We start from the raw sequence: 26,887 nt of genomic DNA, 5'->3' as shown, positions 1-26,887 counted from the left end.
GACGCCAAGAAGACGGAGCCGACTTTTCGCTTGTCGTCGGGAGGCAGCAGCTTGTCAATAGATGACAAAGGCGTTCGCACCAGGTTCACCATAATCGAAACAGACGTGAGGGTTAGTCCTGCCATGGTCCCGGCAACGGTCGCGCAAATCTGGAAGATTGCTAGGCGCGACCCGGTCGCCAGCGTGACGAAGGGCGGAGTCCAGACATTCGACACGACGAGAGCACACCAGATACCGATCGGGATGATGACCCAGTGGTCTAGGAGCGGGCCACGAACCCACGTAAGGGCTACACGCTCACGGATTGAGCTCCGCCCCAGCAGAGCTGACCTTTTCTTATCCATCGGTTCTAGCTTCGAGAAGAGCTCTCCCCATCGCTACAGGAGTGCCACTCGTCGGGGGGTTCGCTCCATCGAGGAAGCCCGCACTGGATGCGACTGCCCGAGAAAGAATATCTCGCGCATACTCCACCGAGCGAGCTGGATCATCTAGCGTGTCGGGGTCCACGTCAACCCTCTCAACGAGCTGGTCTTCGATCAGGTCGATTACCTGTCGATTTCCTCGATACACGCCTGTGACTCTCGCTGCCTGAAGTTGATCGAAGCCGACAGCTTCACGCAGCTGATTTGTCAGCTGGCGGAAATGGTCACTGACACTCTCTTTGAAGTTCCGGTCACCCTTGTTGCCAACGGATAGACCGACTCTCACGATGCCATCGTGGGACAGCCGGTGTGCGCCGTTGAGCGCTTCCGCCCAGTCGCCTCCGATTAGATCTCGATCGATCCGTTCGGCAGGAATCGCCACCTGGACCTCTGTGATTCGCATCTCTTGGAGGACGGTATCAAGATCTTGTCGAAGGACGGGTGTCAAAGAAATATCAGCACCCATCTTCTTTCGCAAGTACTCGCCCAACCGTTGAGGGTGAGGGCCGTTTCCGCTCAGGAGGACTGCGATTAGGTTGTTCGGCAGGAAGGAACAAAAGGTGGGCTCCAGCAGGCTCTCTCCAACGCGCAAGGGCAACCGCCGTCGCGTACCATCTGCGTCGCCTACGCTCGGAAAGTTCGCGCTGCGCACTTTGTCGAGCACAATCATGGGGTGGGGCGTGGTGCCCGCAGCGTGGCCGAGAATGACCATCCCATTTCGGCATTCCCAATGCCGGTCCACTCCAGTAGCTGTTGCTAGATCCAGTAGGTTGACCGCCTGGGACGCCGGGAACGGGCCAGGAAGATCAGTGCCGTCGGAAGAAACGAGGCGCCAATATTGAACAGTTCTAAGCATCAAGGTCCAGGTTCGTCGGGTTGGATTCGCAGGTGGGAAAGGAGGCACCGACAAAGTCCGATTCCAAGCAGGAATGGGACACCTCGATGCCGGTTCAATGACTTCGGGGCTCAGGTGGGCGCGCCAGAGTTCCCATCAAATGGAGAGGGCTCGCCACGGTGGCGTCGATCCAGTCTTTGCCCAGCGGACTGTGGCATCAAGCTAGCGCGGATTCACGGATGGTGCGAATCCCAAAGTGGGGGTACTGGTGAACATGGAAGTGAAGGCCGCAAGCGGACGAACACCAGTCAGACGCAATGCTGGGAACGCACCCTTGCCTCTAGTCGGTCCGGCGAAGTTGGGGAGGGTTCACCCGGCTGATACCGCTACGCCAACAGCGGCGCGAGCAGCCTCGCACCCTCACCGAGCTGGGGGAGCAGCTCCCCGGGCTCGCTGATCCGCATCGCCGGGGCCGACAGGCACAAGGCGCCCACGAGGCGACCGTCGGATGCCCGGATTGGGAGGGCCAGGCATCCGTAACCCGGCGCCAGCTCACTGGTCTGCGACGCATATCCGGAGGGGGACGCGCCACCAGCGCGCTCGGCGAGTAGCAGTCGACCCATTGCCGACGCTGACAGGTCGCGGGAGATCTTCGACTCGTCGCTCAGCGGGAAGTCGGGATCGGCATCGATGATGAGCACCCGCTCACCCTCGTAACGCACCAAGTGAATTCCGCCACGGATGCGCGAACGCAGCCCGGCGATCAACTCCCGCACCGCCTGCGGCGGCGGGGACGGCGCGACGAGGTGCGCGAGTTCGACGACCTTGCGACCGAGCGCGAAACCGGTGAGATCCGGCATCCGGACGAGGTACTCGTCCTGGACGAGGAGGTTGATCAGGCGGTAGGCCGTTGCTCGGGGGAGGCCGAGGCTTTGGGAGATCTCTTGCGCCGTGGCTCCGGCACCTAGACGGGCTACCTCTTCTAGGACGGTTAGGGCTGAGTGGATTGCTTTGGGTTGGCGGGCTCTGAGGTCGGGGGTTTCGGCGGGGGATCTCGATACACGCGGCTTGCTTCGCTCGCTGCGCACTCGATCAGCGGGGATGGGGGCTCGCGGCTCAGTCACGGCTGACATCCGGCGTCGTCCCCCCGAGCACATCGGCCGCACTGGGCTCGTCCCACGCACCGATCGTTTCTCGCAGCCACGGCCGTCGCCTCAGTCGCAACCGGTACGCGGCCACCCCTACGAGCAACACGACCACGAACATCCACACCCCGACCGCCCGCGCCGACAGCGCCTCGCTGACGAGGTAGACCACGAGCACCCCGGTCAGCAGCGCGGATGCCGTCACGGCCCGCACCCCCGCCCAGACCGTGAACTCGCCGATCCGTTTCAACAACACCGGCGCCGCTGCACAGACCAGGATGTACGCCGTGATGTATCCGGCCGCCGCCACGACGATGAGCACTTCCATCGCCGGCCACAGCCCGTCGCCGACGAACACCGCCACGATCGGCACGACCGCGATCACCGGAACCGACACCATCGCCGCATGGAACGGCGTGCGGTACGTCGCGTGCGCCCGCCCGAACGCCTCCGTCAGCAGGCCCTCGCGCCCCATCGTGAACAGCACCCGCGCCAGCGCCGTCGTCGACGCGATCGCACAGGCCAGGAACGACGCGGCGATGCTCACATCGAGCAGCACCCCCATCCATTCCAGCCCGAATGCCGTCGCCAGGTCGTTCACCGGTGACCCACTGTCGCGGATGTCGCGCCCCAGCGACGCGAACCCGACGAGCTGGCTGAACGACGCCAGCAGGTACAGCCCGCCCGACACGATCACCGTCCAGACGATCGCCCGCGGAACTGCCGCATACGGCCGCCGCGCCTCCACCCCGAGAGTGGCCGAACTCTCGAAACCGACGAACGCCGTCAACGCCACCACAGCCCCCACCGACAGGGTGGCCGGCGTCGCGCCCCCCAACGACAACGCCGACCAGTCGATCGTCGGCCCCACCTGCACGAGCAGCGTGCCGACGAGCACCAGGATGATTCCCACAGACACGAGCTCCACCAACAGTGTCACCCGGGTCGACAGACGGATGCCCCGCGCCAGGACCAGCATCACCACGGCCGCCAAAATGCCCACGATGATCGCCGCGACCAGGGAACTCGATGCCAGAAATGGCGACACCCGGCCGAGCAGGATCACGAGGTAGTAACCGGCCCCCGCCAGCGCGAACATCGAGATGAAGCCGTAGCCGATGAGCATGCCGACCCCGGTGACGACCGCCGCGCCGGCGCCGAAGGTCTTCGCCACGAACGTGTAGAGCGACCCGGTCGCCGCGATCCGCTTCGCGAACGTGTTCACCGTCGTCGCGATCAGCAGCGCCAGGCCCATCGCCAGGGCGAGCGACCAGACGGATGCCCCGCCGGCGACGACCGCGATGAGCAGCGGCATCGTCGTGGCCGCGGCCGACGGCGCCACCGCCGAGACGGACTGCGCCAGCACGTCGGCGAACCCGACACTGCGCCGGTCGAGTCCGTGCATGGGGGATTGGTTCCCCAGCCCCGGGACGGGTTCGGGGGAGGCGATCGCCCGCTCGAGCGCGGTCATGGGTGAAGCTCCGACATGACCTCACGTTAGATCGCCCCCGTTGCAGCGCTGCGACGGCCATGTTTCGGGTTCGTGACCGCTAAATGAGACAGCCCGGCGGCATCCGTCTCATTCGGGGTGTGCGGTGTTTTACCGGGGAGGAACCTGAGCGCAACAGCGGCACTGGATGCTGGCCGGTATCCGCTTCCTCCACCCGACCCCTCGGCCCCCCAGCTTGGAGAACTCTCATGACAGTCACCACCAAACCGGCGTCAGACGCCGGCGCCGCACCGAAGGGCCGGGCCCTCTCCGGCTCGCTCGGTGTCACGGCCATCGTCTTCATGGTTGTCGCCGCGGCGGCACCCCTCACCGTCATCGGCGGTGCGGCACCGCTCGGCATCCTCCTCGGCAACGGGGTCGGCTTCCCGAGCATGTACGCCATCTCGGCGGTCGTGCTCCTGCTCTTCTCCGTCGGCCTCGCCGCCATGACCAAACACGTGCCCAAGCCGGGCGCGTTCTTCACCTTCGTCGGTTACGGCCTCGGCAAGAAAGCCGGACTGGCCAGCGCGTTCCTCGCCCTGCTCACCTACACGACCATCCAGGTGTCGGTGTACGGCTACATCGGTTACCTCCTGAACGTCACCGTCACCGGACTCGGTGGACCCGACATCGCCTGGCCGCTCTGGTCGCTCGCCTCGATCGCCCTCGTCGGCATCCTCGGCTACCGGCACATCGACCTCTCATCGAAGGTGCTCGGCGTGCTGCTCGTCGGGGAGGTCGGCATCGTGCTCGTCCTCGTCGCCGCGGTCATCTTCGCGGGCGGGGCCGACGGCCTCTCCCTCGCCCCGTTCGAACCGGCCCACGTGATGAGCGGATCCCCGGGCATCGGCCTGATGTTCGCCATCGCCGCCTTCATCGGCTTCGAAGCCACCGCGATCTTCCGCGACGAGGCCAAGGACCCGAACCGCACCATCCCGCGCGCCACCTACGTGGCCGTCATCGGCATCGGCCTGTTCTACACCCTCGCCTCGTGGGGGCTTGTCATGGCCTGGGGCCCGGACAACGTGGTCGGCGTCGCCGCTGAAGACCCGGGCGCGATGATCCTCGTCACCACCGCCATGTACCTCGGCACGGTCGGGGAGATCATCATCAACGTGCTGCTCGTCACGAGCATGTTCGCCTGCGTGCTCTCCTTCCACAACGTCATCACCCGCTACCAGCACTCCATGTCGAACGCCGGCGTCCTGCCGGGCCGACTCGGCACGGTGCACGCCAAGCACGTCTCGCCGCACCTGTCGTCGCTCACCCAGTCGATCACGGCCGCGGTCTGCATCGTCATCTTCGCCGTGCTCAACCTGGACCCGGTGCTGCAGGTGTTCACCTGGTTCGCCGGCGTCGCCACCCTCGCAATCGCCATCCTCATGGCCGTGACCAGTGCCGCGATCATTGTCTACTTCGCCCGCACAAAGAAGGACGGCCGGCTCTGGAACACGGTCATCGCTCCTGGACTCGGCTTCCTCGGGCTCGTCGGTGCCGCGATCGTGATCATCGCGAACTTCCCGATGCTCGTCGGCGACGTGGACGCCACCGGAACCCCCGCGTTCGGCACCGTGAGCGCCGTGCTCCTCGGCCTGATCGTGCTGTTCCCCGCCATCGGCTGGGTGCAGGCGGTCGTCATCAAGAAGACCCAGCCCGCCGTCTACGACACGCTGACCGACGCCATCAGCGGCTGACCCTTTTCCCTTTCGATTCCCACCCCGCACCACCAGCAAGGAGAACACCCATGACCCTCGTCGACACCACCCCAGCTCCCACGTCGCAGACCGGCGACGCGCAGCATCCGCTCGCCGACCTCACCGCCGAAGAGTTCGTCGCCATCCGCGACATCGTCACCAGCCAGCCCGACTTCACCGAGTCCACCCGGTTCGCCTACGTCGGCCTCGACGAACCGCACAAGCGCGCGGTTCTCGCCTGGCAGGCGGGGGAGGGGTCGCTCCCGGAGCGTCGCGCCCGGGTGATGCTGCTCGACATGGCGACCGGGCGTTCGACCGACAACATCGTGTCGCTCTCCTCAGGTGTTGTGGTGTCGACCGCCGTGCTCGACGGATCGGCCGGCCAGCTGCCGATCCTCATCGAGGAGTTCGACGCCGTCGCCGACATCGTCAACGCCGACCCGCGGTGGGTCGCCGCGCTCGAACGTCGCGGCACGACCATCGACGACGTCAAGTGCGTGCCGCTCTCGGGTGGGCACTACAACTTCCCTGAGGAGGAAGGGCGACGGATGCTCCGCGTCCTCGCGTTCCGGCAGGACTACCCCGGCGACCACGTCTGGGCGCACCCGGTCGACGGTCTCAGCGCGTACGTCGACACGGCATCCCGCACCATCACGCGGCTCATCGACTCCGACGACCTGCCGATCCCGGCTGAGAGCGGCAACTTCGACGACCCGGCCGTGCAGGGCGCACCGCTCACCACGCTCAAGCCGATCGTCATCACCCAGCCGGAGGGGCCGAGCTTCACGGTCGATGGCGATGTCGTCAGTTGGGCGAACTGGAAGTTCCAGGTCGGCTTCGACGTGCGCGAAGGCCTGGTGCTGCGCCAGCTCTCCTTCACGGATGCCGGCGAGGAACGCCCCGTGATCTACCGCGCCTCGATCGACGAGATGCTCGTGCCCTATGGCGACCCGTCGCCGGTGCGGTTCTGGCAGAACTATTTCGACACCGGCGAGTACCTGTTCGGTCGGTTCACCAACTCGCTCGCGCTCGGCTGCGATTGTGTCGGCGAGATCAAGTACTTCGACGCGACGATGGCCGACGAGACCGGCAACCCGTTCACGGTCGAGAACGGCATCTGCATGCACGAGGAGGACTTCGGCACGCTGTGGAAGCACTCCGACATCTACACGGGCTCGAACGAGGTGCGCCGCTCACGCCGGCTTGTCATCTCGTTCTTCACCACCGTCGGCAACTACGACTACGGTTTCTACTGGTATCTCTACCTCGACGGCACGATCGAGTGCGAGGCGAAGCTGACCGGCATCCTGTTCACGTCGGCGTACCCGGGGCTGTCTGCGGACGGCTCGGATTACCCCTATGCGTCTGAGGTGGCGCCGGGGCTCGGCGGCCCGTACCACCAGCACCTTTTCTCGGCACGGCTCGACATGATGGTCGATGGGCTGTCGAATGCGGTCGACGAGGTCGAGGTGGGGCGGGTTCCGGTCGGGCCGGGGAACGAGCACGGCAACGCGTTCACCAAGAAGACGACCCGGATCGCGACCGAGGCTGTCTCGGGGCGCACCGCCGACGCATCCGTCGCCCGTTCCTGGAACGTGGTCAACACGGAGAAGACCAACCGGATGGGTCGGCCGACCGGGTACACGCTGTACCCGCAGGATGCTCCGACCCTGTTGGCGGATGCATCGTCGTCGATCGCGGCTCGAGCCGAGTTCGCGACCAAGCACCTGTTCGTGACGAAGTACGACCCGGCGGAGAAGTACGCCGCTGGGGACTTCGTGCACCAGAACCCGGGTGGTGACGGCATCACGAAGTTCATCGCCGACGACGCCTCGGTCGACGGGGAGGACATCGTGCTGTGGCACACGTTCGGCCCGACGCACTTCCCGCGTCCGGAGGACTGGCCGGTCATGCCCGTGGACTACGCCAAGTTCACGCTCAAGCCGTACGGATTCTTCGGGGCGAACCCGACGTTGAATGTGCCGGCTGCGGTGTCGCACTGCTCGTCGGGGGTGGCGTCGCCGGATGCCGCTGCATCGTCTGAGCTCGGTGTGGCGTATCCGGATGGGGTGGCTTCGGCTGATCTCGGGTTGTCGGCTGCTGGTTCTGCGGCTCCGTCGGCTTCGGGTGCTTGCGGCGCCAACTGCACCTGCGGACACTAGTTCCCTCACCATGACCGAGCTGCTCCATCTCTCGGCCCTGCTGCCGGCTGCCTTCGGTGTGTGTTGCACCGTCGGCGGTCGGCGGCGTGGCCGGGTTCTTCTCGGCTTCGAGGGCTTCGCGGCTCTCGTGATGCTCGTCGCGATGACGGATGTCGCGCTCGGCCTCGGCCTGCTCGCCCCGATCGTGTGGGTCGTCGCGTTGGTGGCCCTGGCGCTGGTCTTCACCCCGCTGGCTGGAGCGAAGCGAAGCCAAGGTCCTCGCGAACTCGGGTTGCGCGCTGCCTCCCCCGCTTCAGTCGCTGCGCTCCTCCAAGCGAGCGGAGGGGCGGCAGAGGTCCCTCAAGTGAGGGGAGTGCACCGCACCCTCCACACCTCCCTCGGCCTCATCGTCATGGCCGGACTCGTCGCGCTGATGTCGGCCGGTCACGCGGCATCCGTTCCGGTTCATCATGGTGGGGGCGGGATGCTTCCGCTGCTGGTGCTCGGCGGTTCGGCGATCTACGCGGGCTACTCCGCCTGGCGTGCGGTCACCCTGTACCGGATGCCGCGCCGCGACCTGCTCGGATGCCTCGAGGCCGCGAGCATGGCGGCATCCGTCGCGCTGATGGCGGGGGCGCTCGCCGTCTGACCCGAAGCTCGCGTCGAGTGCTGCACTTACTGTCGAGTGCTGTAGTCGCAACTGCAGCACTCGGATGGAAGTGCAGCACTCGATGCCTGTCGGGAGCTACGAGCTCCTTATTGGCACGGACGACCCGCAACACCCGGCAGAATTGACGCATGACCACGCCTCTCTCCGGAACGCAGTTCGAACTCACCAGCGGTCCGTACACCGCCACCATCGCCAGTGTCGGCGCCTCCTTGCGCTCGCTGCAGCACAACGGCCGCGACCTCGTCGTTCCATATGACGCCGATGAGGTGCGTCCGGCGTTCCGCGGCGCCACCCTCGCACCGTGGCCGAACCGCGTGGTCGACGGAACCTACAGCTTCGAGGGCACCGAATACGAGCTCGCGCTCACCGAGCCGAAGCGCGGCCACGCCCTGCACGGACTCGTCGCCTGGCACGACTTCATCGCCCTCGACGAGACCGAAGACCGGGTGATGCTCGCCACCACGATCGAGGCCGAGACCGGGTACCCGTTCCGGATTCAGGTCCGGGTCGAGTTCGTCCTCGACGCGGACGGCCTCCACACCACCGTCGCCGCCCGCAACACCGGCAACGCCGCCGCGCCGTTCGGCACCGGACCGCACCCGTACCTCGTCGCCGGCGAGGGAACCGTCGACGACTGGACACTCCTCCTCCCCGCCGAACAGGTGCTCACCGTGACCGAGGACCGGCTGATCCCGATCGGGCTGGCTGATGTTTCCACCGAGGCGGGCGGGACGTTCGACTTCCGCACCCCCCGCGTCATCGGCGACACCTTCATCGACCACGCCTTCTCCGGCCTGGTCCGCGACGAGAACCGGACGGCTGAGGTGCAGGTCCTTGCGCCGTCGGGCACCGGCGTGCGGATGCGCTGGGATTCCTCCTGCAAGTGGGTTCAGGTGCACACCGCCGACCAGGAGGCGCCGAAGCCCAACCGGATCGGCCTTGCCGTCGAGCCGATGACCTGCCCGCCGGATGCGTTCAACTCCGGCGAGGACCTGCTCGTGCTCCAGCCGGGTGGCGTGACCTTCGCGTCGTGGAGTATCGCCGCGCTGTAGGCCTCTGCGCCGGATGCTGTCGGCCGGCGGCTCGGTTCAATGCGCGCAAAAGCACCTCATGCGCGGCCGTGAGAGCCATTTGCGCACATCGAATGCCTGGAAAGCGTGCCCAGGCATCCGCCCGTCGATCCAGGGCGTCACGACGTGCGCTCGCCGTCTGAGGCGCCAGGACATCAGTTGCGGACGAGAGCATCAGTTACGCCGGGGGCTCTCGACCGGAAGTGATCCCCTCGAGGCCGGCGCCGTCGATACGCTGGCGGGATGCGCCTGATTCGAGCTGTCGTGCCCGCCCTTGTCGCCGCCGTGTTGTGGCTGGTCAGCGGAGGCCTCGAACTGCTCGGCCGGCAGACGCTGTCGGGCCCGGTGCGGCATGTGCTGTCGATCGTCGCCCCGGAGACGGTCCCGGTTCAGGAGCTGACCGCACCCCCACTGTGGGCGTTCACCATGATCACGCTGTCGATGCTCGCACTCGCCGCCATCTACGCCGCCCTCCTCGCGTTGGTGCGCCGACAGCCGGCGATCGCGGGGGACGCGCCCGCCGGGGTCGCCCCGTACTCCGGACAGCCGCAGGTCGCCGGGAACACCGCGACAGCGTTCGCCGCCTACTGGCTGTGTGCAGTGGCATCCGGATTCCTGGTCGTGGCGATTCCGGTCATCGTCGAACTCGGCGTTGCCGTCGTCACACGGCAAACCCCGTTCGGCCTTGCCTCCGAACGTCTGGCCGGGGCCGCCCAGTGGGGGCTCGTCTTCGGCTGGATTCCGGCGCTCGTCGCGGTCGCCCTCGACGGGATCGGCCCGTCTGATCAGCGCGCTTTCCGGCGCAGCGTGATCGCGGTCCCGGCGGCGCTCGTCTTCCTGCTCGCGGGGATCGGGCTGAGCGTCGCGGCCCCGCAGGCCCATGCCGCCGTTCAGGCGCAGATCCCGGCGGAACCAACTCCGGCGCCGATCCCGACCGGAACTCCGGTGCCGCTCGTCGCGCCCGGCGACTGGCAGGTCGACCCGTTGTGGTGCACGAGCGGTCAGCTCGCGATGACGGCGGGCATGCCGGATGCCGCCGCCGGCAGTCGCGGAATGGTCATCCGTGCGCAGAACGTCAGCGATGCGGCGTGCGTGGTCGATAGCTATCCGGATGTCGCGTTCAGCAACGCCGTGTCCAGCGCCATCGATGTGGAGGTCGATCACGGCGGCGGGATGCTCGGCGACGACCCGGGGGTGACCCGGATCGAGTTGCAGCCCGGAGCGGAAGTCGTCGCGACCCTCACCTGGAGTGCGATGCCTCGAGGGGATGCCGCTGGGTGGCTCTACGTCGCCGGGTACCACGGGGCCGAGCGGCAGATCGTGGAGGTCGAGACGGACATCACCGGCGGGACCGTGTCGGTTACTGCGTGGGGTCTGCCCGCGGCTTGAGCGGGACCATACCTCGATACGCCCCTTTCGTCGCGACTCGATCAGCGGGGCGGGGGAGGGCTGCCGGCGGGGAAGCGATTCACGCGAGCGCTACACATTCTGTCGAGCGCTGCAGCTGCAGCTACAGCGCTCGAAAGGAACTGCAGCGCTCGCCGCAAATCGGAGTGATCCGAATTTAGCTATAGACAAAACAAATTCTGCCGCATACGCTGAGCCTGCATTTGTTTTACGAAAAGCTTTCAACGTGGTAAACCGCACCTAACCCGACAGCATTCCGTAAGCCGAACGCGTTTTTCTCTCGCAGCAACAGTGGCATCCCCGTGCCGCCGACAACGGTGTCTTTGCACCGCGAAAGGACCAGCAATCACATGACCAACAAGAAAGCCCTGCTCGCAGCAGGCATGACCACGGCGCTCGCCGCAGCCCTCGTCGGGTGCACCGCCGGCAACGGTGGCGGCGGTGGCGGCGGAAACGCCGGCGCCAGCAAGACCAACTGCGCCAACGAGGTCAAGGTGAAGGACGTTCCGGTCGTCACGTACTGGGGCTGGCTCCCCGACACGGAGCAGACCGTCGACAACTTCAACGAGACCAACGACGACGTGCAGATCTGCTGGTCGAACGCCGGCCAGGGTGGCGACCAGTACACCAAGCTCTCCACCTCGCTCCAGTCGAAGTCAGGCGCGCCCGACATCGTCCAGATCGAGTACGACTGGCTGAACAGCTTCCTCATCCAGGGCGGGCTCGTCGACATGACCGAGCACGGCATCGATGAGTACAAGGACAACTTCACCGAAGGCGCCTGGCGCGACGTCTCGAGCGGCGACGGCGTCTACGCCGTACCGGTCGACCTCGGACCCGTCGGTATGTGGTACCGCGCTGACATCTTCGAAGAGAACGGCATCGCGATCCCCACCACCTGGGATGAGTACGCGGCAGCCGCCGAGCAGCTGAACACGGCTACCGGTGGAGACGTTCAGATCGGCAACTTCGCACCGAACGGACAGGGACAGCACTACGCGTTCCTCGACCAGGCCGGAGCGGTTCCGTTCGAGTTCGACAACGGCAAGCAGTCCGAGATCACGATCAACCACAACGACGACGCGAGCAAGCAGGTCTTCGAGTACTGGATCGACCTGGTCGAGCGCGGCCTCGTCGGAACCGATCAGGCATGGACCCCCGAGTTCAGCACCGGACTCGGTGGCGGCAAGTACGCGACCGCGATCTACCCGGTCTGGTACAACGCTCACATCCCGGACTTCGAGGACCCCGAGGAAGGTGCCGTCTGGCGCGCAGCCCCGATCCCGCAGTGGGATGCGGCCAACCCTGTTCAGGTGAACTGGGGAGGCAGCACGCTCGCTGTGACGACGCAGGCAAGCGACGCGGCGCTCGCGACGAAGGTTGCTGCTGAGCTCTACAACACCGAGGAGCGACAGAAGCTCGGAGTTGAAGAGGGTGGACTCTTCCTGGCCATGCCCGAGATGATCGAGTCGGACTACTTCAAGGACCTCGAGTACGAATTCTTCGGCAACCAGAAGTTCAACGGAGAATTCTTCGTGCAGTCGGCTCTCGACTACGAGGGCGTGATGTTCTCACCGTTCACGCAGTTCTACTACGACGAGATGCAGCGTCTCCTCTCGGAGGCGATCGAAGGCAATTCGACCGCATCCGAGGCAATGGATGCGCTCCAGGAGTCGCTGGAGACCTACGCCACCGAACAGGGATTCACCCTGAACTAAGTTCGGCCTGTGCGGGCGGGGCAGCAGCTCCGCCCGCACAGTAGTTCCATCTGCGTCTCAAGGAAGTGACACATGTCGACCACCCCTCAGCTCACCGAGCCTGTCAGGCCCCCGGCCGCGCGCAAGCGCGGGACAAGTCTCGATCGGAAACACGCGCGATTCGGCTGGGTCTTCCTTGCTCCGTTCGCGGTCATCTTTCTCGTGTTCCTGGTGCTTCCGCTGGCATACGCCTTCTGGATGAGCCTGCACACGAACACCCTCGCCGGCGGCGAACAGTTCTCAGGGCTCGCCAACTACGTGCGGGCGTTCAACGATGAACGATTCCTCTCCGGGATGGTGAGGGTCGCCGGATTCGCGATCGTGTTCGTTCCACTCCAGATCGGTCTCGCGCTGATCTTCGCGCTGATCCTCGACGACGTGCGCACGCGGTTCTCCCGATTCACCCGGTTGCTCATCTTCGTGCCGTACGCGATCCCCGGTGTCATCGGTGCCCTCATGTGGGGATTCCTCTACAGCCCGTCGTTCGGCCCACTCGTGACGTTGTTCGAGTTCCTCAACACTCAGGCACCGGACCTGCTCAGCCGGGATTCGATCTTCTGGTCGCTGACCAACATCGTCACCTGGCAGTGGACCGGCTACTACATGATCATCATCTACGCGTCACTTCAGTCCATCGACCCATCGATCTATGAAGCGGCCCGGATCGACGGAGCGACCAAACTGCAGACGGCCCTGCACATCAAGGTCCCGATCGTGGCCTCGTCGCTCGTTCTGACGATCGTGTTCTCCCTGATCGGCACGCTGCAGTTCTTCACCGAACCGCAAGTCCTCGCACCGCTTGCCGGCAACGCCATCGACGCCGCGTACACACCCAACCTGTACGCCTACAACCTGGCGTTCTCGTATCAGCAGTTCAACTATGCGTCGGCGATCTCCTTCGCGCTCGGACTGCTGGTCTTCCTCACCTCGATCATTTTCCTGATCGCCACCCGCAAGAAGAGTGGACTCCGCTGATGACTGTTTCGCCCGTCCCTCTCGTCGACAACGCCATCACCTCCTCCGGCCGGCGCAAGAAGCGCGCCACCCCGAAGCCAGGGGAGCGCAAATCGGTCGGGATGCACCTGATCCTCGCGATCGCCGCCGTCTACTTCCTGCTGCCGATCTGGTGGCTGATCGTCGCCGCTACCAAGACCACTCAGGGCCTGTTCACCGGCACCGGCGGGCCGTTGTGGTTCGACCAGGACTTCGCCCTGTTCGACAACATCGCGCAGCTGGCCACATACAACAGCGGTATCTATCTGCAGTGGATGGCGAACTCCTTCCTCTATGCCTTCGCGGGAGGAGTCGGCGCAACGATCCTCGCCGTACTCGCCGGGTATGCGTTCGCGAAGTACCGCTTCCGTGGCCGCACAGTCACCTTCATGGTGCTGCTGGCGTCGGTCATGGTTCCCATGACGGCTCTCGTGATCCCGACATACGTGCTGTTCAACAACCTCGGGCTCACCAACACCGTCTGGGCGGTGATCCTGCCGTCGCTGCTCAGCCCGTTCGGGGTGTACCTCATGCGTGTCTATATTCAGGATGCGATCCCCGACGAGCTCCTGGACGCCGCACGCGTCGACGGTTCAGGAGAGTTCCGCACCTTCGCCACCATCGCCCTGCCGCTGATGCGGCCGGCGATCGTGACAGTGCTGCTTCTCTCCGTCGTCGGTGGCTGGAACAACTACTTCCTGCCGCTGGCCATGATCTCGGACCAGACTCTCCTGCCCGTCACCGTCGGTCTCAACAACTGGCAGGTGCAGTCGAACTCGGCCACCGCCGGCGGCCTCGTCTGGAACCTCGTGACAAGCGGCTCGCTCGTCTCGGTGATCCCGCTCATCATCGCGTTCCTTCTGCTGCAGAAGTACTGGCAGGGCGGCCTGTCGATGGGCAGCCTCAAGTAGTCGTCGTCCCGGCGTTTCAGCGCCGGCTCGTGCCGACCCTCGCCATGCATTAAGGAGAAGTATGTCCAACGCCCGCGTGACCGTCGATCCCGGTTTCGTCATCGGTCCGATCAACCGCCGCCTGTTCGGCACCTTCGTCGAACACATGGGCCGCGCTGTCTACACCGGGATCTACGAGCCCGGCCACCCCACGGCGGATGCCGAAGGTTTTCGACAGGACGTCATCGAGCTGGTGAAGGAGATGGGCGTCACGGGCATCCGCTACCCCGGCGGCAACTTCGTCTCAGGGTTCCAGTGGCGCGACAGCATCGGGCCGAAGGAAGATCGACCGCGCCGGCTGAGCCTGGCCTGGCGGTCGAGCGAGACGAATGAGGTGGGTTTGCACGAGTTCGCCTCGTGGGTCGAGAAGGTCGGCGGTGAGCTCATGTACGCGGTGAACCTGGGCACCGCAGACACGAGGGACGCTCTCGACGTCGTCGAGTACGCGAACATCGCGAAAAACACCACGCTGTCCGACGAGCGGATCGCGAACGGTCGGACCGAGCCGTTCGGGATCTCGATGTGGTACCTCGGCAACGAGATGGACGGGCCGTGGCAGCTCGGGCACTCCTCAGCCGCGGACTATGGCAAGAAGACCTCACGCACCGCGAAGGCGCTGCGCCAGCTGGATCCGAGAGTGGAGCTCGTGGCATCCGGATCGTCGCATCCGACCATGCCGACGTTCCCGATGTGGGACCGCGAAGTGCTCGAGCACACCTACGACGATGTCGACTACATCTCGTGCCACGGGTACTACCAGGAGAAGAACGGCGACCTCGGTTCGTTCCTCGCCTCGCCGGTCAAGATGGACCGCTACCTCGACGTCGTGATCGCGACCGCCGACCACGTGAAGGCCGTGAAGCGCAGCGACAAGACCCTCAACATCTCGTTCGATGAGTGGAACGTCTGGTACCTCGGCGAGAACCTGCGGAGCTTTCCGCGGCAGGTCGACCGGTTCTACCGCACCGATGAGATCGAGGGCGACGACTGGCCGGAGGCGCCGCGGCTCGCCGAGGACGTGTATTCGGTCGCGGATGCCGTCGTCGTCGGCGGTCTCCTCATCTCGCTTCTCCGGCACGCCGACCGGGTGACCTCGGCGGCGATGGCGATCCTCGTGAATGTCATCGCTCCGATCACCACCGAACCGGGCGGGCCGGCCTGGCGGCAGACCACCTACTTCCCGTTCGCCGTCACGTCGCGGCTGGCGGTCGGCGTCGCCCTCGACGTTCGCGTGCACTCCGAGCAGTACGAGTCCGCCGAGCTCGGCACGGTGCCGCTCGTGGATGCCGGTGCAACGCACGATGAAGAGACCGGACGCGCCGCCGTCTTCCTCGTCAACCGGTCACTCACCGACTCGATCACGGTCACGGTGAACCTGGCCGGGCTGGGCGAGAAGTCGATCCTCGAGACACAGATGATGTCGGACGACGACGTGTACGCGAGCAACACGAAGGACGCGCAAGACCGGGTGGGATTGAAGCCGAACGACACCGCGTCCCTGGAGAACGGCATCCTCACGGTGACGTTGCCAGCCGTCTCGTGGACGGCGGTGGCGCTTGGCTGAGACCTAAGAGGGCGCGGGTCCCGAGGACTCTCGTGTCACGATACGGAATTCCGGTTTGCTGAGCCGGGGCGCGCGCGGGTCGCCCTTCTCGCGAACCCGTTCGACGAGCATCTGCACCGCCATCTCGGCGATGGAATCCCGCCCAGGGTCGACGCTCGTCAGCGACGGCACCGAGAAGCGGGCTTCGTCGATGTTGTCGAAGCCGATGACCGCGACCTGCTCCGGCACCCGGAGGCCCGCCTCGCCCAACGCCCGGAGGGCACCGAGGGCGAGGCTGTCGTTGAGGGCAAACGCACCGTCGAAAGAGACCCCGTCGTCGACGAGACGGCGGACGGCGACCGCGCCGGCCTCGCGACTCCAGTGACCGGTCACGCAGATGAGCTCGGGCGCTTCGGGGATTCCCGCGGCCTCGAGAGCTTTGCGGTATCCCTGAAGCCTGAGCATCGCTGAGCTCGGATCGGTATCGTCGGGGTCTGGCGCGCCGATGATCGCGATGCGTGTTCGACCGCGGACGAGGAGGTGTTCGACCGCCGCCTGCGCGGACGTGACGTTGTGCATGGTGACGTGATCGGTCGGACCACCGAAGATCCTCTCGCCGAGCAACACCAGTGGCAGCGGAACGTTCAGTGCGTCGACGTCTCGCTGCGCCAGGCCTTGCGGGCTGAGCAGCAACCCGTCAGTGCCCTGCAGGCGGAGGCCTCTGATCGCGTCGAGTTCGTTGGCACGATCGCCGTTCGTCTGGCCGATGAGAACGTTGAGCCCCCGCTTCTCAGCGGCGCGGATGACGGAGTCGGCCAGTTCGGCGAAGTAGTTCTCGCGCAGGGAAGGGACGGCGAGGCCGATCACGCCGGTCTTGCCGTAGCGCAGGCCGCGCGCGGACTGATTGGGCCGGTAGTCCAGCTCGACTATCGCTTTGCGGACGCGTTCCCGAATGTGTGACCGGACGTGCGGATGGTCGTTGATGACGTTGGAAACCGTTTTCGCTGAGACCCCGGCTACCTGCGCGACGTCGCGCATGGTCGATCTCATCGTGGCTCCATCCGTTGTCGCGCTCAGGGTCAATATATACGACACCGGGCACGCCGGCGCCAGCGGTGCAGGGCGGTCTGCGGAGTCCGCGTCACAAACCAGGCGCCGCTCAGGTTTTGCTTGACAAGCCTCCCGGATGCCGGAAGCATGAGTCCCGGATGGAATTTACGACGTGGTAAATTACCCGAGTTTTCGATTTCGTAGCCTTTCCAGCCTTCTGCCGCAGGGTCCTGTCCCGGGCGGAGATGACTGTGTAACGCCCCGCCAGAGGGTGGGGCGAAAGGAAAAGGAACAGAATTCATGGAGATCACTGCTCTTGAACATCGACCCCGTCGATCGTCGCGATGGCGTCGTTTCGCCGGCCTTGCCACCGGGATCGCCGTCGCGGCGAGCGTGCTGGTCGTGAGCCAGCCCGCGGTCGCTGCAGATCCGTGGGTCACCCAGCTCGACGACGGGTACGTCCGGTTCGCGGTGCCGAACGCCGACGTCGAAGCGGCGGTCGGACCGGTGTCCAACCTGGTGATCGAGGGCAACTTCGGCGCCTCAGCCAACTGGGCCCAGTACGGCCTGTCCCGGAGCGGGTCCAACTGGGCAGGAACCCTCGGGCCACTCGAGCCAGGGCTGTACTACTACCAGGTGACAGGTGACGACTCGAAGACGTTCAAAGACCCGACAAATCCGACGTCGGTCGCGTCCGAACCGGAATGGAGCACGTTCTTCGTTCCCGGTGAGTCCGCGAATCTGCTGGCGGATGCGCCGCAAGCCGCCGGTTCCATCGACACGCTCACCTATGACAGTGCCGTCGCGGGAGAAGAACGATCCGCGCTCGTCTGGACTCCGCCCGGCTATCGGGAGCGGGGCAAGCCGTACCCGGTGCTGTACCTGCAGCACGGCGGTGGTCAGAGCTACCGCGACTGGATCGAAGTCGGCCGAGCCGAGCAGATCCTCGACAACCTGTCGCTCTCCGGAGAACTCGCAGACATGGTCGTCGTGATGGGCAACGGCAATGTTCCCGACTTCTCGAGCGAGCTCGTCGATAACCTGATGCCCGCCGTCGACGATGCGTACAACGTGTCGAAGGCGAAGAAGGACCAGGCGCTCGCCGGACTGTCCATGGGCGGTGGCCAGACCTTCGAGGTGCTGACGAAGCATCCGGGAATGTTCGCGTACGTCGGCACCTTCGGAGCGGGACGTTTCGGCGACCTCGCCGACATCCCGGTCAAGAAGATCAACAAGCAGACCGAACTGTTCCGCCTGTACGTGGGGAATCAGACGGATATCGCTTACAACGACGTATTCGCATCGATGCAGAAGTTCGACACTCTCGGTCTCGAGTACCAGTTCGATGGGGCCAACCCGGATGCCGGTCACAACTGGAACGCCTGGCAGGAGAACCTGATCGACTTCGCGCCGCGGCTGTTCCATGGAAAGAAGACCGGTGACGCCGGCTTCAGCGAGGGCCACGTCGACATCGAGAAGCCGTTCGTGCTTCCCGCCGCAGGCACGACGCCGACCCCGTGGGTCACAGACGACGGATTCGTCACCTTCGAGACGAGCACCGAGTTCGCCGACGCCAAATACGTGTCGGTGTGGGCGAACTGGGGCCCTGGCGGCAGCTGGCTGCGCGTCGAAGCGAGCAAGGTGGGTGACCGCTGGCGAGCGACCGTCGGGCCGCTGGATCCGTGGTCGTACTACTACAAGTTCATCGTCGACGGCGTCTCGGTGAAGGACACCTCGAACCCGACGAAGGTGACAACCGAGCCGACCTGGAGCACCTTCTTCGTGTCTGGTGAGGAGTCACGACTCCTCGCAGACGTCGCCGAGGGGCAGGGGGGAGAGCTCGACGTTCTCACCTACCAGAGCACCGTCGCGCAGCAGCAGCGCAGCGCCTATGTGTGGACACCGCCGGGATACGACGCGGACCGCGCGGAGGCGTATCCGCTCTTCGTTCTGAACCACGGAGGCGGACAGACGTGGACCGACTGGGTCGAGGTCGGTCGTGCGAAACAGATCCTCGACAACCTCACCCTCGATGGTTCCATCGATCCGATGGTCGTCGTGATGCCGAACGGCAACGTGAACAATTACCCGTCAGAGCTTCTCGGCAACGTTCTGCCGGCGGTGGAGGGCGCCTATCACGTCAGTGACGACCCCGACCAGCGCGCGATCGCGGGGCTCTCGCTCGGAGGACAGCGGACGATGAGCCTGCTGCTCAGCAACCCGGGCGAGTTCTCACAGGTGGGTGCGTTCGCCGGATTCCTGTTCGGCGTTCCGCCGAACATTGATGTGGCGAAAGTCAATGCGGAGACGGACCTCGTGCGTCTCTACACCGGTGACATCACGGACTTCACCTATCCCAACGTGTTGGCGATGATGAAGACTCTTGATGGGCTGGGTGTCGAGTACGAGTTCAACGGCGTCACCGTCGGCCCGCACGGATGGGATGTCTGGCAGAAGAACCTGATCGACTTCGCTCCGCGCCTGTTCGAGTAGAAACAACCAGTCTGCGCCCCGGTGGTCGGTGACCACCGGGGCACAGTGCTGTGCGGACACTCGATCGACGGAGAGGTGCAAGGGTCCTCTTCGAAGCGGGAGGGCGCTGTAGCGTTAACTGCAGCCGCGCAGACGCGGCAGCCCCACCCACTTCCGGAGGTAATCCTTGACCACCACCGTGCCCGCCCTCGTCACAGCATCCGCTGGAGCAGCCTTCGAGCGCTCCACCATCGAACGTCGCGACGTCGGCTCCAATGACGTGCAGATCGACATCGCCTACGCAGGCATCTGCCACTCCGACATCCACCAGGCGCGTGAAGAGTGGGGTGCGGCGATCTTCCCGATGGTGCCCGGCCACGAGATCGCCGGCATCGTCAGCGCCGTCGGCTCGGATGTCACCAAGCACAAGGTCGGCGACCGCGTCGGCATCGGGTGCTTCGTCGACTCCTGTCGCGAGTGCGAGAACTGCCTCGCCGGCGAGGAGCAGTTCTGCCTCAAGGGCAACGTCGCCACCTACAACGGGCGTGAGTACTCCGGTGAGGAGACGTACGGCGGCTACAGCACCTCGATCGTCGCGAACGAGAACTACGTGCTGAGCATCCCCGAGGGCATCGGCCTCGACGTCGCCGCACCGCTGCTCTGCGCGGGCATCACCACCTACTCGCCGCTCAAGCACTGGGGTGCAGGCCCGGGCAAGAAGGTCGCGATCGTCGGTATGGGTGGCCTCGGCCACATGGGCGTCAAGATCGCGGCCGCGCTCGGCGCCGAGGTGACCGTGCTCAGCCAGACCCTGTCGAAGCAGGAAGACGGCATGCGCCTCGGTGCGACCGACTACTTCGCCACGTCGGACCCGGACACCTTCAAGAAGAACCGCAAGCGCTTCGACCTCATCATCAACACGGTCTCGGCTGACCTGCCGATCGACAAGTACCTGTCGATGCTCACCCTCAACGGGTCGATGGTCTTCGTCGGACTTCCCGAGAAGCCGCAGACGTTCGGCGTCTTCTCGCTCACCGGCGGACGCCGCAGCCTCGCCGGATCCAACATCGGCGGCATCCGCGAGACGCAGGAAATGCTCGACTTCTGCGCCGAGCACGGCCTCGGTGCCGACGTCGAGGTGATCAGCGCCGACCAGGTCGACGAGGCCTACGAGCGCGTCATCAAGAGTGACGTGCGCTACCGCTTCGTCATCGACACGGCGACGATCCCGGCGCCTGCCGCGTAGGTCTCATCGTCCGCTGCTGTGCCTGAAAGGGTCACTGTTTCTCGAGAACAGTGACCCTTTTCGGCGTCCGACAGAGTGGCCGCTCCACCTACTCACCACTTCCGGACCTACTCACCAGGTACGCCGGGTGAGTAGGTCCGGAACAGGTGAGTACGTGAAGGGCGATCAGCGCGCGGGGAGGAAGCCCTCCACCGCATCCGCCGCCTTCTCGACCCCGCCGTTCGCGCGCACCTCGGCGCTGATCGATGCGAGCCGGGTGGCGACATCCGCTGACGAAGCAACCCCGTCGACCGCCGCGCGCAGCGCCGACGCACTCACCTCATCAGCAGGCAGGTGCCTCCCGACACCGAGCGCCTCGAGCATCGCGGCGTTGCCGAACTGGTCCACCGCCTGCGGGATCGCAACCGTCGGAACCCCGAACCAGAGCGCCTCGGTGCAACTGCCCATTCCCGCGTGGGTGATGAAGGCATCCGCGTGGGCGAGTACCGCGAGTTGCGGCACCATGCGGTGCACCTCGATGTTGTCGGGCAGGTCTCCGAGCTCGGCGGGATCGACGTGCTGACCGATGGCCATCACAACGTGCCACTCCGAGTCGTCGAACGCTTCGATGCAGGCCCGGTAGACCGGCGCCTGGTCGTTGAACGCGGTGCCGAACGAGACCAGCAGCACCTTCCTTCCGCTCGCCGGCGGCTGCCAGCTGGCGTCTGCGAGGCGCACCGGGTCGAGACACGGGCCGACGAACTGGATGTTGTCGGCCACCTTCTCGGCGTTCGGTTGCATCGCCCGCGGGATGAGACTCAGACCGTGTTGGGGTCTGCTCTGCCACACCGTGGCATCCGTTTCGATGCCGTTCTCGCGCAGCCACGCGTTGTACGTCGCGTAGTAGGCGATTCCTGACTCGGATGCCTGGAGGGTCTCGATGAACTCGGCGAAATCCTCCTCGTACCCGTCCCACGCCACGTAGGTCGGCGACAACTGCACCGCCGGTACGCCGTAGCGAGCGGCGAGGAGAGGAGCAGGCAGGCCGCCGATGTCGTACAGGAACAGGTCAGGCGGGTCGGCGTCGTATTGCTCGGCGAGCAGCGGGAAGACTGCGATCCCTTCGTCGAGGAACACCCGCATTGCGCCGCCCGGATCCTCCGGCCACTCGGTGTCGTCGAGCGGGAGGATCGATGGATGGGGGATCACTTCCGCCCCTGTGGGTTCGACCAGTTCGACGAGCTGTTCCCCGACGGCGTAGGTGACGCGATGACCGCGGTTGATGAGCTCACGGATCAGCGCGAGCGATGGATAGATGTGGCTCGGCGCCGTGGTGCCGACCATCGAAATGTGTAGTGGAGTGCGCATGGCAAAAACCTTCGTCTGGCTACGTGTCGTCACGGCGCACAGGAGGAGTCTCAGGAAGAGTGTTCGCTCGGAGGGGTCGCGCTATCGGAAGCCAACCCTGCGGTGCGTCGAGTCAGGAAATGCGGTCGCGCATGAAAATCCACATGGCTGCCACACTAAACCCTGCATGTCGGGTTGTGTCAAGAACGGAGTTGCTAGCGTGGGCCCATGACGGCTCCCGCGAACGACTCCTTCTCCGACAGCCACGGCCTGATCGCCGGCGAACTCGAAAAGCTCTGGACCGGCGGCGACTGGCTCGAGGGCCCGGTGTGGCTGCCGGACTCGCAGTCGGTGCGCTTCAGCGACATCCCGAACAACCGCATCCTTGAGTTCGACCGGGCGAGCGGCGAGACGCGCGTGCACCGAGACGACGTCGAGTACAACAACGGACGCATCCTCGACCTCGAAGGACGCGTCGTGCAGTGCAGTCACGGCCGCAGGGCCGTCGAACGCGAGGTCGACGGAGAGGTCGAGGTGCTCGTCGACCGCTGGGAAGGCGGACGGTTCAACTCGCCGAACGACGTCGTCGTGGCATCCGACGGGGTGATCTGGTTCACCGACCCGCCCTACGGCATCCAGGAGAGCGGCCGCGAGGGCCACCCCGGTGTTGAAGAGTACGGCGGATGCTTCGTCTTCCGCCTCGATCCCAGCACCGGCGTCGCGACCCCGGTGATCACCGACTTGGTGCACCCGAATGGCCTCGCGTTCTCGCCCGATGAGACGCTGCTCTACGTCACCGACACCGGACTTGAGGGTGACGCGGGGCACATCCGCGTCTACCGGGTCGACACGGGGGAGGGACGGCTCTTCATCGAACCCGCGGGAACCGCCGATGGGCTGCGGGTCGACACGGCCGGCCGGGTGTGGACGTCGTCGGGGGATGCCGTGCAGGTGTTCGCGCCGGACGGCACGCTGTTGCTCACCCTGCCGGTGCCCGAGGTCGTGTCGAACGTGTGCTTCGGCGGACCAGACGGAACCGAGCTCTACCTCACGGCGTCGTCGAGCCTGTACCGGATCCAGACCACGGTGACAGATGCTGGGCGGCCTGCGCGCTGAGCTTTGCTCCGTCGGTCGAGCTTGTCGAGACCACGGGTCTGCAGTGAGCCCTTGATCTCGACAAGCTCGATCAGCGGGCGGGGGTCGATCAGCGGGCGGGCTCGATCAGCGGGCCGGCTCGATCACCGGGCGGGCTCGATCAGGGAGGGGAGCTAGATCCAGCCCTGCTGCCACGCGATCTCCGCCGCCTCATGCCGTGACCGGGCATCGAGCTTCGTCATCGCCGACGACAGATAGTTGCGCACCGTTCCCGCCGCCAGGTGCAGCCGGTCGGCGATCTCTTGCACGCTCATCGTCGAGCGGCTGAACCGGAGAGCATCGAGCTCCCGGTCGGTCAGCGGACACCGCTCGGCGGTCAGCGCCGTCGCCGCGATCTCCGGATCGATGTAGCGCTTGCCCGCGGCGACATCCCGGATCACATCGGCCAGGTCCTCGGCGGGCGTCGACTTCGGCACGAACCCGGACACCCGCGCCGCGAGCGCTCGCCGCAACACACCGGGCCTGGCGTGCCGGGTGACGATCACGACCTTCGTCGCCACCGTCGACAGGATCTTGGCCGCAGCCTCGAGGCCGTCGGCCTGCGGCATCTCGAGGTCGAGCAGGCAGACATCCGGTTTCGTCTGCTGGGCGAGTTCCACCGCCGCGACCCCGTTGTCGACGCTCGCGACGACCTCGATGTCGGGCTCCAGGTTGAGCAGGGCACTCAGCGCCCCGCGGATGAGGTGCTCGTCATCCGCGATCAGCAGTCGGATGACCTTCGTCTGTGAATCGGTCATGCCTCAGCCCTGACCTTCGACGGCACGAAGACGCGCAGGGTGAACCGGTCGCCGTCTGCTTCGGTCGTCAGCTGTCCGTTCAACGCCGAAACCCGGTCGCGGAGTCCGGCGAGACCGCTGCTGTCTGCGTGCCCGGGGGCATCCGTCGTCGACACGGCCCCGTTGTTGTCGATCTCGAGGATGCAGCCGTCGGGGTTCGACGCCAGCCGGATCGATGCGCGGGTCGCGGCGCTGTGGCGCAGGATGTTCGTGGTCGCTTCCCGCACGACGAGGGCGAGGGTTCGCGCCACGTCCGCATTCGCCGGCAGCGCGCCGACCGTCAGGTCGCAGTCGGCACCTGCGGCGGCGAGCACTTCGCGTGCGTTCTCGAGTTCGGACGCCAGATCGACCTCGCGGTAGCCGGCCACCAGCGAGCGGGTCTCCTCGAGCGCCTGCTTCGCGATCAGCCGGGTCTCGTGAATGTGTTCGCGGGCAGACTCGGGGTCGATGGCGAGCATCCGTTCGGCCAGTTCCGACTTGAGCGCGATCACCTGCAGGTGGTGGCCCTGGATGTCGTGGAGATCTGAGGCGAATCGCAGCCGCTCCTGTGCGACGGCGAGGTCGGCGGCCATGGACCGATGCCTGTCGAGGGTGACGACGACCTTCCACCACCAGAGGCTGGTGAGCACCATCACGGGCAGCATCGCTCCGTAGGTGACGAGCAGCCAGGCCCGGGAAATCTCGCCGAGGTCGAACGTCTGCCCGAACAGCGTCGAGGCGAGAATCGGATGCGCCGCCGCCACGATCGCCCCGGAGAGGAGGAGAGTCCAGCGCTGCCCGGAGGGCAGAAGCGGTGCGATGACGTTGAGCGCGATCCACAGGGGCAGGGCCGCGAACAGCCCGGCATCCGGGGTGAAGAGCCCGAGCACCCACGCGGCCACGGCGGGGGTGAGGAGTGCGAGCGTCCAGCCGAGACGCGGCATCCCACCGCCGAGACCGACCCGGAGGAACCAGCAGTATCGGATGTGCAGCGCAGCCGACACCAGATACAGCACGATCAGCACGGCGTCGATCGGGGCCTGCGATGCGGAGTAGTTCGACACCGCGGTCAGGATCAGGATCGCGTCGAGCACGACAAAGATGAACAGGATCGAGCCAAGCGTGTAGGTCCAAGTTGCCTGCACGCCGCGGCTCTGGTCTCCGCGCCGGGGTGCGTCGATCGCGGTGGCCTCGGCCGGGCTCTGCCGGGTCACGATGGTCGCCTGTTCGCGGGGTTTCGGGTGGACATGTCGTCCAGCGTAGAGCAGTGACATTTGTCACGGTCAGAGATGCGAAAGCACTGCGGATGCCGTGACGCGGCGACACTTCTGCGGCCTTCGTCTCCCGGAAAGGATGGATTCAGCACCCCGGGTCCGGCAACTCCTGACCCGACGTGGTGGCATCGCATCGCTCCCGACCGAAAGGCATCCATCATGATCGACCTGCTCCAGAACTTCACCGCCGGACTTCCCGACCTGCTGCAATGGGTCGGCGTCATCCTTGCTGCGGCGATCCCGTTCATCGAGTCACACTTCGGCGCGGTCATCGGGGTGCTGTCCGGCATCAATCCGGTGATCGCCATCGCTGCCGCGATCGTCGGCAACATCCTCTCCATGCTCATCTTCGTGTTCAGCGCTCATGGCGTGCGGTCGAAGGTGAGGAGCGGCAGGGCGCCGAAGCCCGAGACGCCCCGCAGGCAGCGGCTGCGTGAGAGCTTCGACAAGTACGGCGTCGCAGGCGTGAGCATGCTCGGCTGGCTGATCCTGCCCAACCAGTTCACCTCTGCTGCGATGGTGTCGTTCGGTGCCTCGCGGAACGCCGTGATCCTCTGGATGGTCATCTCGATCACCGTCTGGGGCGTCGCGTTCGGCGTGCTGGCGTCGCTCGGGATTTCGTTCCTGATCTGAGGCGGGCCGGGCAGCTATCTACTCACGACTTCCGGACGAGATCACCCGGCGTACGTGGTGATCTCGTCCGGAACCGGTGAGTAGGTGCCGCATCAGACGAGCGGCAGACCGAACACGACGAAGAGCGCGGCCAGCACACCGAGGCATCCGGTGGCGAGTGCGACGAGCGCGAGCGGCCACGCGCTCACCAGGGCCAGCGTCTGGGTCGACCGCAGTGACTGGGTGACCCGCCGATAGCGGAGCCGGATCAGCACGTAGGCGACCACCACCGCGGCGAGCCCGCCGAGCGACACCGCGACCCCGACCAGCCCGAGTTGCGGCGCCGTCAGTCGCACCGAGACGGCACAGCCCAGGCCGAGGGCGAGCAGGGTGCGCTGCCACGCGAGGTGCGTGCGCTCGGGCTGCAGGCCCTCGTCGAAGAGCTCGGCCGAACTCACAGGAGCAACCCGATGCCGATCAGGAGGCCGCCCACGATGACGCCGGCCGCGAGGATGCCGGAGAAGCCCGGTCCGGGGAGCGGCTTGCTCTCGCGCAGAGCCCGTTCCGTGCGGATCCAGCTGAGCCAGGCGTGAGCGGGCGCGACGATTCCGAGCGCGAGGAAGAGGAACGCTGAGACGAGACGAAGCCTGGGCTCGATCGGCAGTTGCAACGCCTCGAGCGCGACGCCGGCGGCGATGAGCGCCAGCGAGGTTCGGATCCAGGCCAGGAAGGTGCGCTCGTTCGCGAGGCTGAAGCGTGCGTCGGGTTCCTGTCCGTGGCCGAACACGGCCGAGGGGAATCGTTTCGTCGCCATGGGGTCCTTCCGTTGTCGATCGTCTGTCCGTCGCGATCGCGCCAAGACTATGCCCGAAATGACCCGA

At 65.7% G+C, this 26,887-nt stretch carries 22 protein-coding genes and 1 pseudogene; 13 read left to right on the top strand and 10 right to left on the bottom strand.

Translation table 11 applies throughout. The features are described 5' to 3' along the window. Window positions 1-336: 336 nt before the first annotated feature. The 4 genes and pseudogenes from AC1M0F_RS13150 to AC1M0F_RS13135 all read right to left on the bottom strand — a co-directional run bounded on the left by AC1M0F_RS13150 (window position 337) and on the right by AC1M0F_RS13135 (window position 3,873). Window positions 337-912 (bottom strand): hypothetical protein, encoded by a 576-nt coding sequence (locus AC1M0F_RS13150; protein ID WP_480238700.1) that lies wholly within the window; start codon window positions 910-912, stop codon window positions 337-339. 731 nt (window positions 913-1,643) lie between these two features. Beyond that, window positions 1,644-2,117: an IclR family transcriptional regulator gene (locus AC1M0F_RS13145; RefSeq protein ID WP_480238961.1), complete on the bottom strand. Its 474-nt coding sequence runs from the start codon at window positions 2,115-2,117 to the stop codon at window positions 1,644-1,646. Between the two features lie 12 nt (window positions 2,118-2,129). Beyond that, window positions 2,130-2,390 (bottom strand): annotated as a pseudogene (locus AC1M0F_RS13140) (helix-turn-helix domain-containing protein); the annotation flags it as partial. Then, on the bottom strand, window positions 2,374-3,873 hold the full coding sequence (locus tag AC1M0F_RS13135; protein ID WP_480238699.1) for an APC family permease: 1,500 nt from the start codon (window positions 3,871-3,873) through the stop codon (window positions 2,374-2,376). The gene AC1M0F_RS13135 and the pseudogene AC1M0F_RS13140, both read right to left, overlap by 17 nt. Before the next feature lie 227 nt (window positions 3,874-4,100). Here AC1M0F_RS13135 and AC1M0F_RS13130 point away from each other — a divergent pair, with 227 nt between their 5' ends. From AC1M0F_RS13130 to arfA, 9 genes are all read left to right on the top strand, one after another. Continuing rightward, on the top strand, window positions 4,101-5,585 hold the full coding sequence (locus AC1M0F_RS13130; protein ID WP_480238698.1) for an APC family permease: 1,485 nt from the start codon (window positions 4,101-4,103) through the stop codon (window positions 5,583-5,585). A 50-nt stretch (window positions 5,586-5,635) separates the two neighbouring features. Then, a complete protein-coding gene (locus tag AC1M0F_RS13125; RefSeq protein WP_480238697.1) occupies window positions 5,636-7,747 on the top strand; it encodes a primary-amine oxidase in 2,112 nt (703 codons plus the stop codon). Window positions 7,748-7,757: 10 nt separating this feature from the next. Next, complete coding sequence (locus AC1M0F_RS13120) at window positions 7,758-8,375, top strand: hypothetical protein (protein ID WP_480238696.1); 618 nt, start codon at window positions 7,758-7,760, stop codon at window positions 8,373-8,375. 149 nt (window positions 8,376-8,524) lie between these two features. Next, window positions 8,525-9,448, top strand: a complete 924-nt coding sequence (locus tag AC1M0F_RS13115; protein ID WP_480238695.1) for an aldose 1-epimerase family protein — start codon at window positions 8,525-8,527, stop codon at window positions 9,446-9,448. Window positions 9,449-9,709: 261 nt separating this feature from the next. After that, the gene (locus AC1M0F_RS13110; RefSeq protein ID WP_480238694.1) at window positions 9,710-10,855 is read left to right on the top strand and encodes a DUF4232 domain-containing protein; all 1,146 of its coding nucleotides are present in this window, start codon (window positions 9,710-9,712) and stop codon (window positions 10,853-10,855) included. A 368-nt stretch (window positions 10,856-11,223) separates the two neighbouring features. Then, a complete protein-coding gene (locus AC1M0F_RS13105) occupies window positions 11,224-12,591 on the top strand; it encodes an ABC transporter substrate-binding protein (protein ID WP_480238693.1) in 1,368 nt (455 codons plus the stop codon). A gap of 72 nt (window positions 12,592-12,663) precedes the next feature. Beyond that, complete coding sequence (locus AC1M0F_RS13100) at window positions 12,664-13,605, top strand: carbohydrate ABC transporter permease (RefSeq protein WP_480238692.1); 942 nt, start codon at window positions 12,664-12,666, stop codon at window positions 13,603-13,605. Next, the gene (locus tag AC1M0F_RS13095) at window positions 13,605-14,534 is read left to right on the top strand and encodes a carbohydrate ABC transporter permease (protein ID WP_480238691.1); all 930 of its coding nucleotides are present in this window, start codon (window positions 13,605-13,607) and stop codon (window positions 14,532-14,534) included. Before AC1M0F_RS13100 ends, AC1M0F_RS13095 begins: the two co-directional genes overlap by 1 nt. A gap of 61 nt (window positions 14,535-14,595) precedes the next feature. Further along, the gene (gene arfA / locus AC1M0F_RS13090; RefSeq protein ID WP_480238690.1) at window positions 14,596-16,137 is read left to right on the top strand and encodes an arabinosylfuranosidase ArfA; all 1,542 of its coding nucleotides are present in this window, start codon (window positions 14,596-14,598) and stop codon (window positions 16,135-16,137) included. 3 nt (window positions 16,138-16,140) lie between these two features. Here arfA and AC1M0F_RS13085 read toward each other — a convergent pair whose 3' ends face one another. Beyond that, window positions 16,141-17,166, bottom strand: coding sequence for a LacI family DNA-binding transcriptional regulator (locus tag AC1M0F_RS13085; RefSeq protein ID WP_480238689.1), 1,026 nt, complete (start codon window positions 17,164-17,166; stop codon window positions 16,141-16,143). Window positions 17,167-17,466: 300 nt separating this feature from the next. Here AC1M0F_RS13085 and AC1M0F_RS13080 point away from each other — a divergent pair, with 300 nt between their 5' ends. Both AC1M0F_RS13080 and AC1M0F_RS13075 read left to right on the top strand, forming a co-directional pair. After that, window positions 17,467-19,659, top strand: a complete 2,193-nt coding sequence (locus AC1M0F_RS13080; RefSeq protein WP_480238688.1) for an alpha/beta hydrolase — start codon at window positions 17,467-17,469, stop codon at window positions 19,657-19,659. Between the two features lie 166 nt (window positions 19,660-19,825). Next, window positions 19,826-20,884, top strand: a complete 1,059-nt coding sequence (locus AC1M0F_RS13075; protein ID WP_480238687.1) for an NAD(P)-dependent alcohol dehydrogenase — start codon at window positions 19,826-19,828, stop codon at window positions 20,882-20,884. Between the two features lie 165 nt (window positions 20,885-21,049). Here AC1M0F_RS13075 and AC1M0F_RS13070 read toward each other — a convergent pair whose 3' ends face one another. Next, window positions 21,050-22,231 (bottom strand): macrolide family glycosyltransferase, encoded by a 1,182-nt coding sequence (locus tag AC1M0F_RS13070; protein ID WP_480238686.1) that lies wholly within the window; start codon window positions 22,229-22,231, stop codon window positions 21,050-21,052. Between the two features lie 207 nt (window positions 22,232-22,438). Between AC1M0F_RS13070 and AC1M0F_RS13065 the strand changes: the two genes are divergently transcribed. After that, window positions 22,439-23,326 (top strand): SMP-30/gluconolactonase/LRE family protein, encoded by an 888-nt coding sequence (locus tag AC1M0F_RS13065; RefSeq protein ID WP_480238685.1) that lies wholly within the window; start codon window positions 22,439-22,441, stop codon window positions 23,324-23,326. Between the two features lie 152 nt (window positions 23,327-23,478). On the opposite strand, the gene AC1M0F_RS13060 is transcribed toward AC1M0F_RS13065, so the two are convergent. Continuing rightward, complete coding sequence (locus AC1M0F_RS13060) at window positions 23,479-24,102, bottom strand: response regulator transcription factor (RefSeq protein WP_480238684.1); 624 nt, start codon at window positions 24,100-24,102, stop codon at window positions 23,479-23,481. Further along, window positions 24,099-25,334, bottom strand: a complete 1,236-nt coding sequence (locus AC1M0F_RS13055; RefSeq protein ID WP_480238683.1) for a sensor histidine kinase — start codon at window positions 25,332-25,334, stop codon at window positions 24,099-24,101. Before AC1M0F_RS13055 ends, AC1M0F_RS13060 begins: the two co-directional genes overlap by 4 nt. Window positions 25,335-25,553: 219 nt before the next feature. On the opposite strand from AC1M0F_RS13055, the gene AC1M0F_RS13050 reads away from it, so the two are divergent. Then, window positions 25,554-26,027 (top strand): hypothetical protein, encoded by a 474-nt coding sequence (locus AC1M0F_RS13050; protein WP_480238682.1) that lies wholly within the window; start codon window positions 25,554-25,556, stop codon window positions 26,025-26,027. Window positions 26,028-26,119: 92 nt separating this feature from the next. On the opposite strand, the gene AC1M0F_RS13045 is transcribed toward AC1M0F_RS13050, so the two are convergent. Both AC1M0F_RS13045 and AC1M0F_RS13040 read right to left on the bottom strand, forming a co-directional pair. Further along, on the bottom strand, window positions 26,120-26,464 hold the full coding sequence (locus AC1M0F_RS13045) for a DUF202 domain-containing protein (protein ID WP_480238681.1): 345 nt from the start codon (window positions 26,462-26,464) through the stop codon (window positions 26,120-26,122). Beyond that, window positions 26,461-26,820: a YidH family protein gene (locus AC1M0F_RS13040; protein ID WP_480238680.1), complete on the bottom strand. Its 360-nt coding sequence runs from the start codon at window positions 26,818-26,820 to the stop codon at window positions 26,461-26,463. Before AC1M0F_RS13040 ends, AC1M0F_RS13045 begins: the two co-directional genes overlap by 4 nt. Window positions 26,821-26,887: the final 67 nt, after the last annotated feature.

Source organism: Mycetocola sp. Y719, assembly GCF_056713205.1.
The sequence above is the reverse complement of the archived record's forward strand: the minus strand, read 5'-3'. Positions and strand labels throughout refer to the sequence as shown.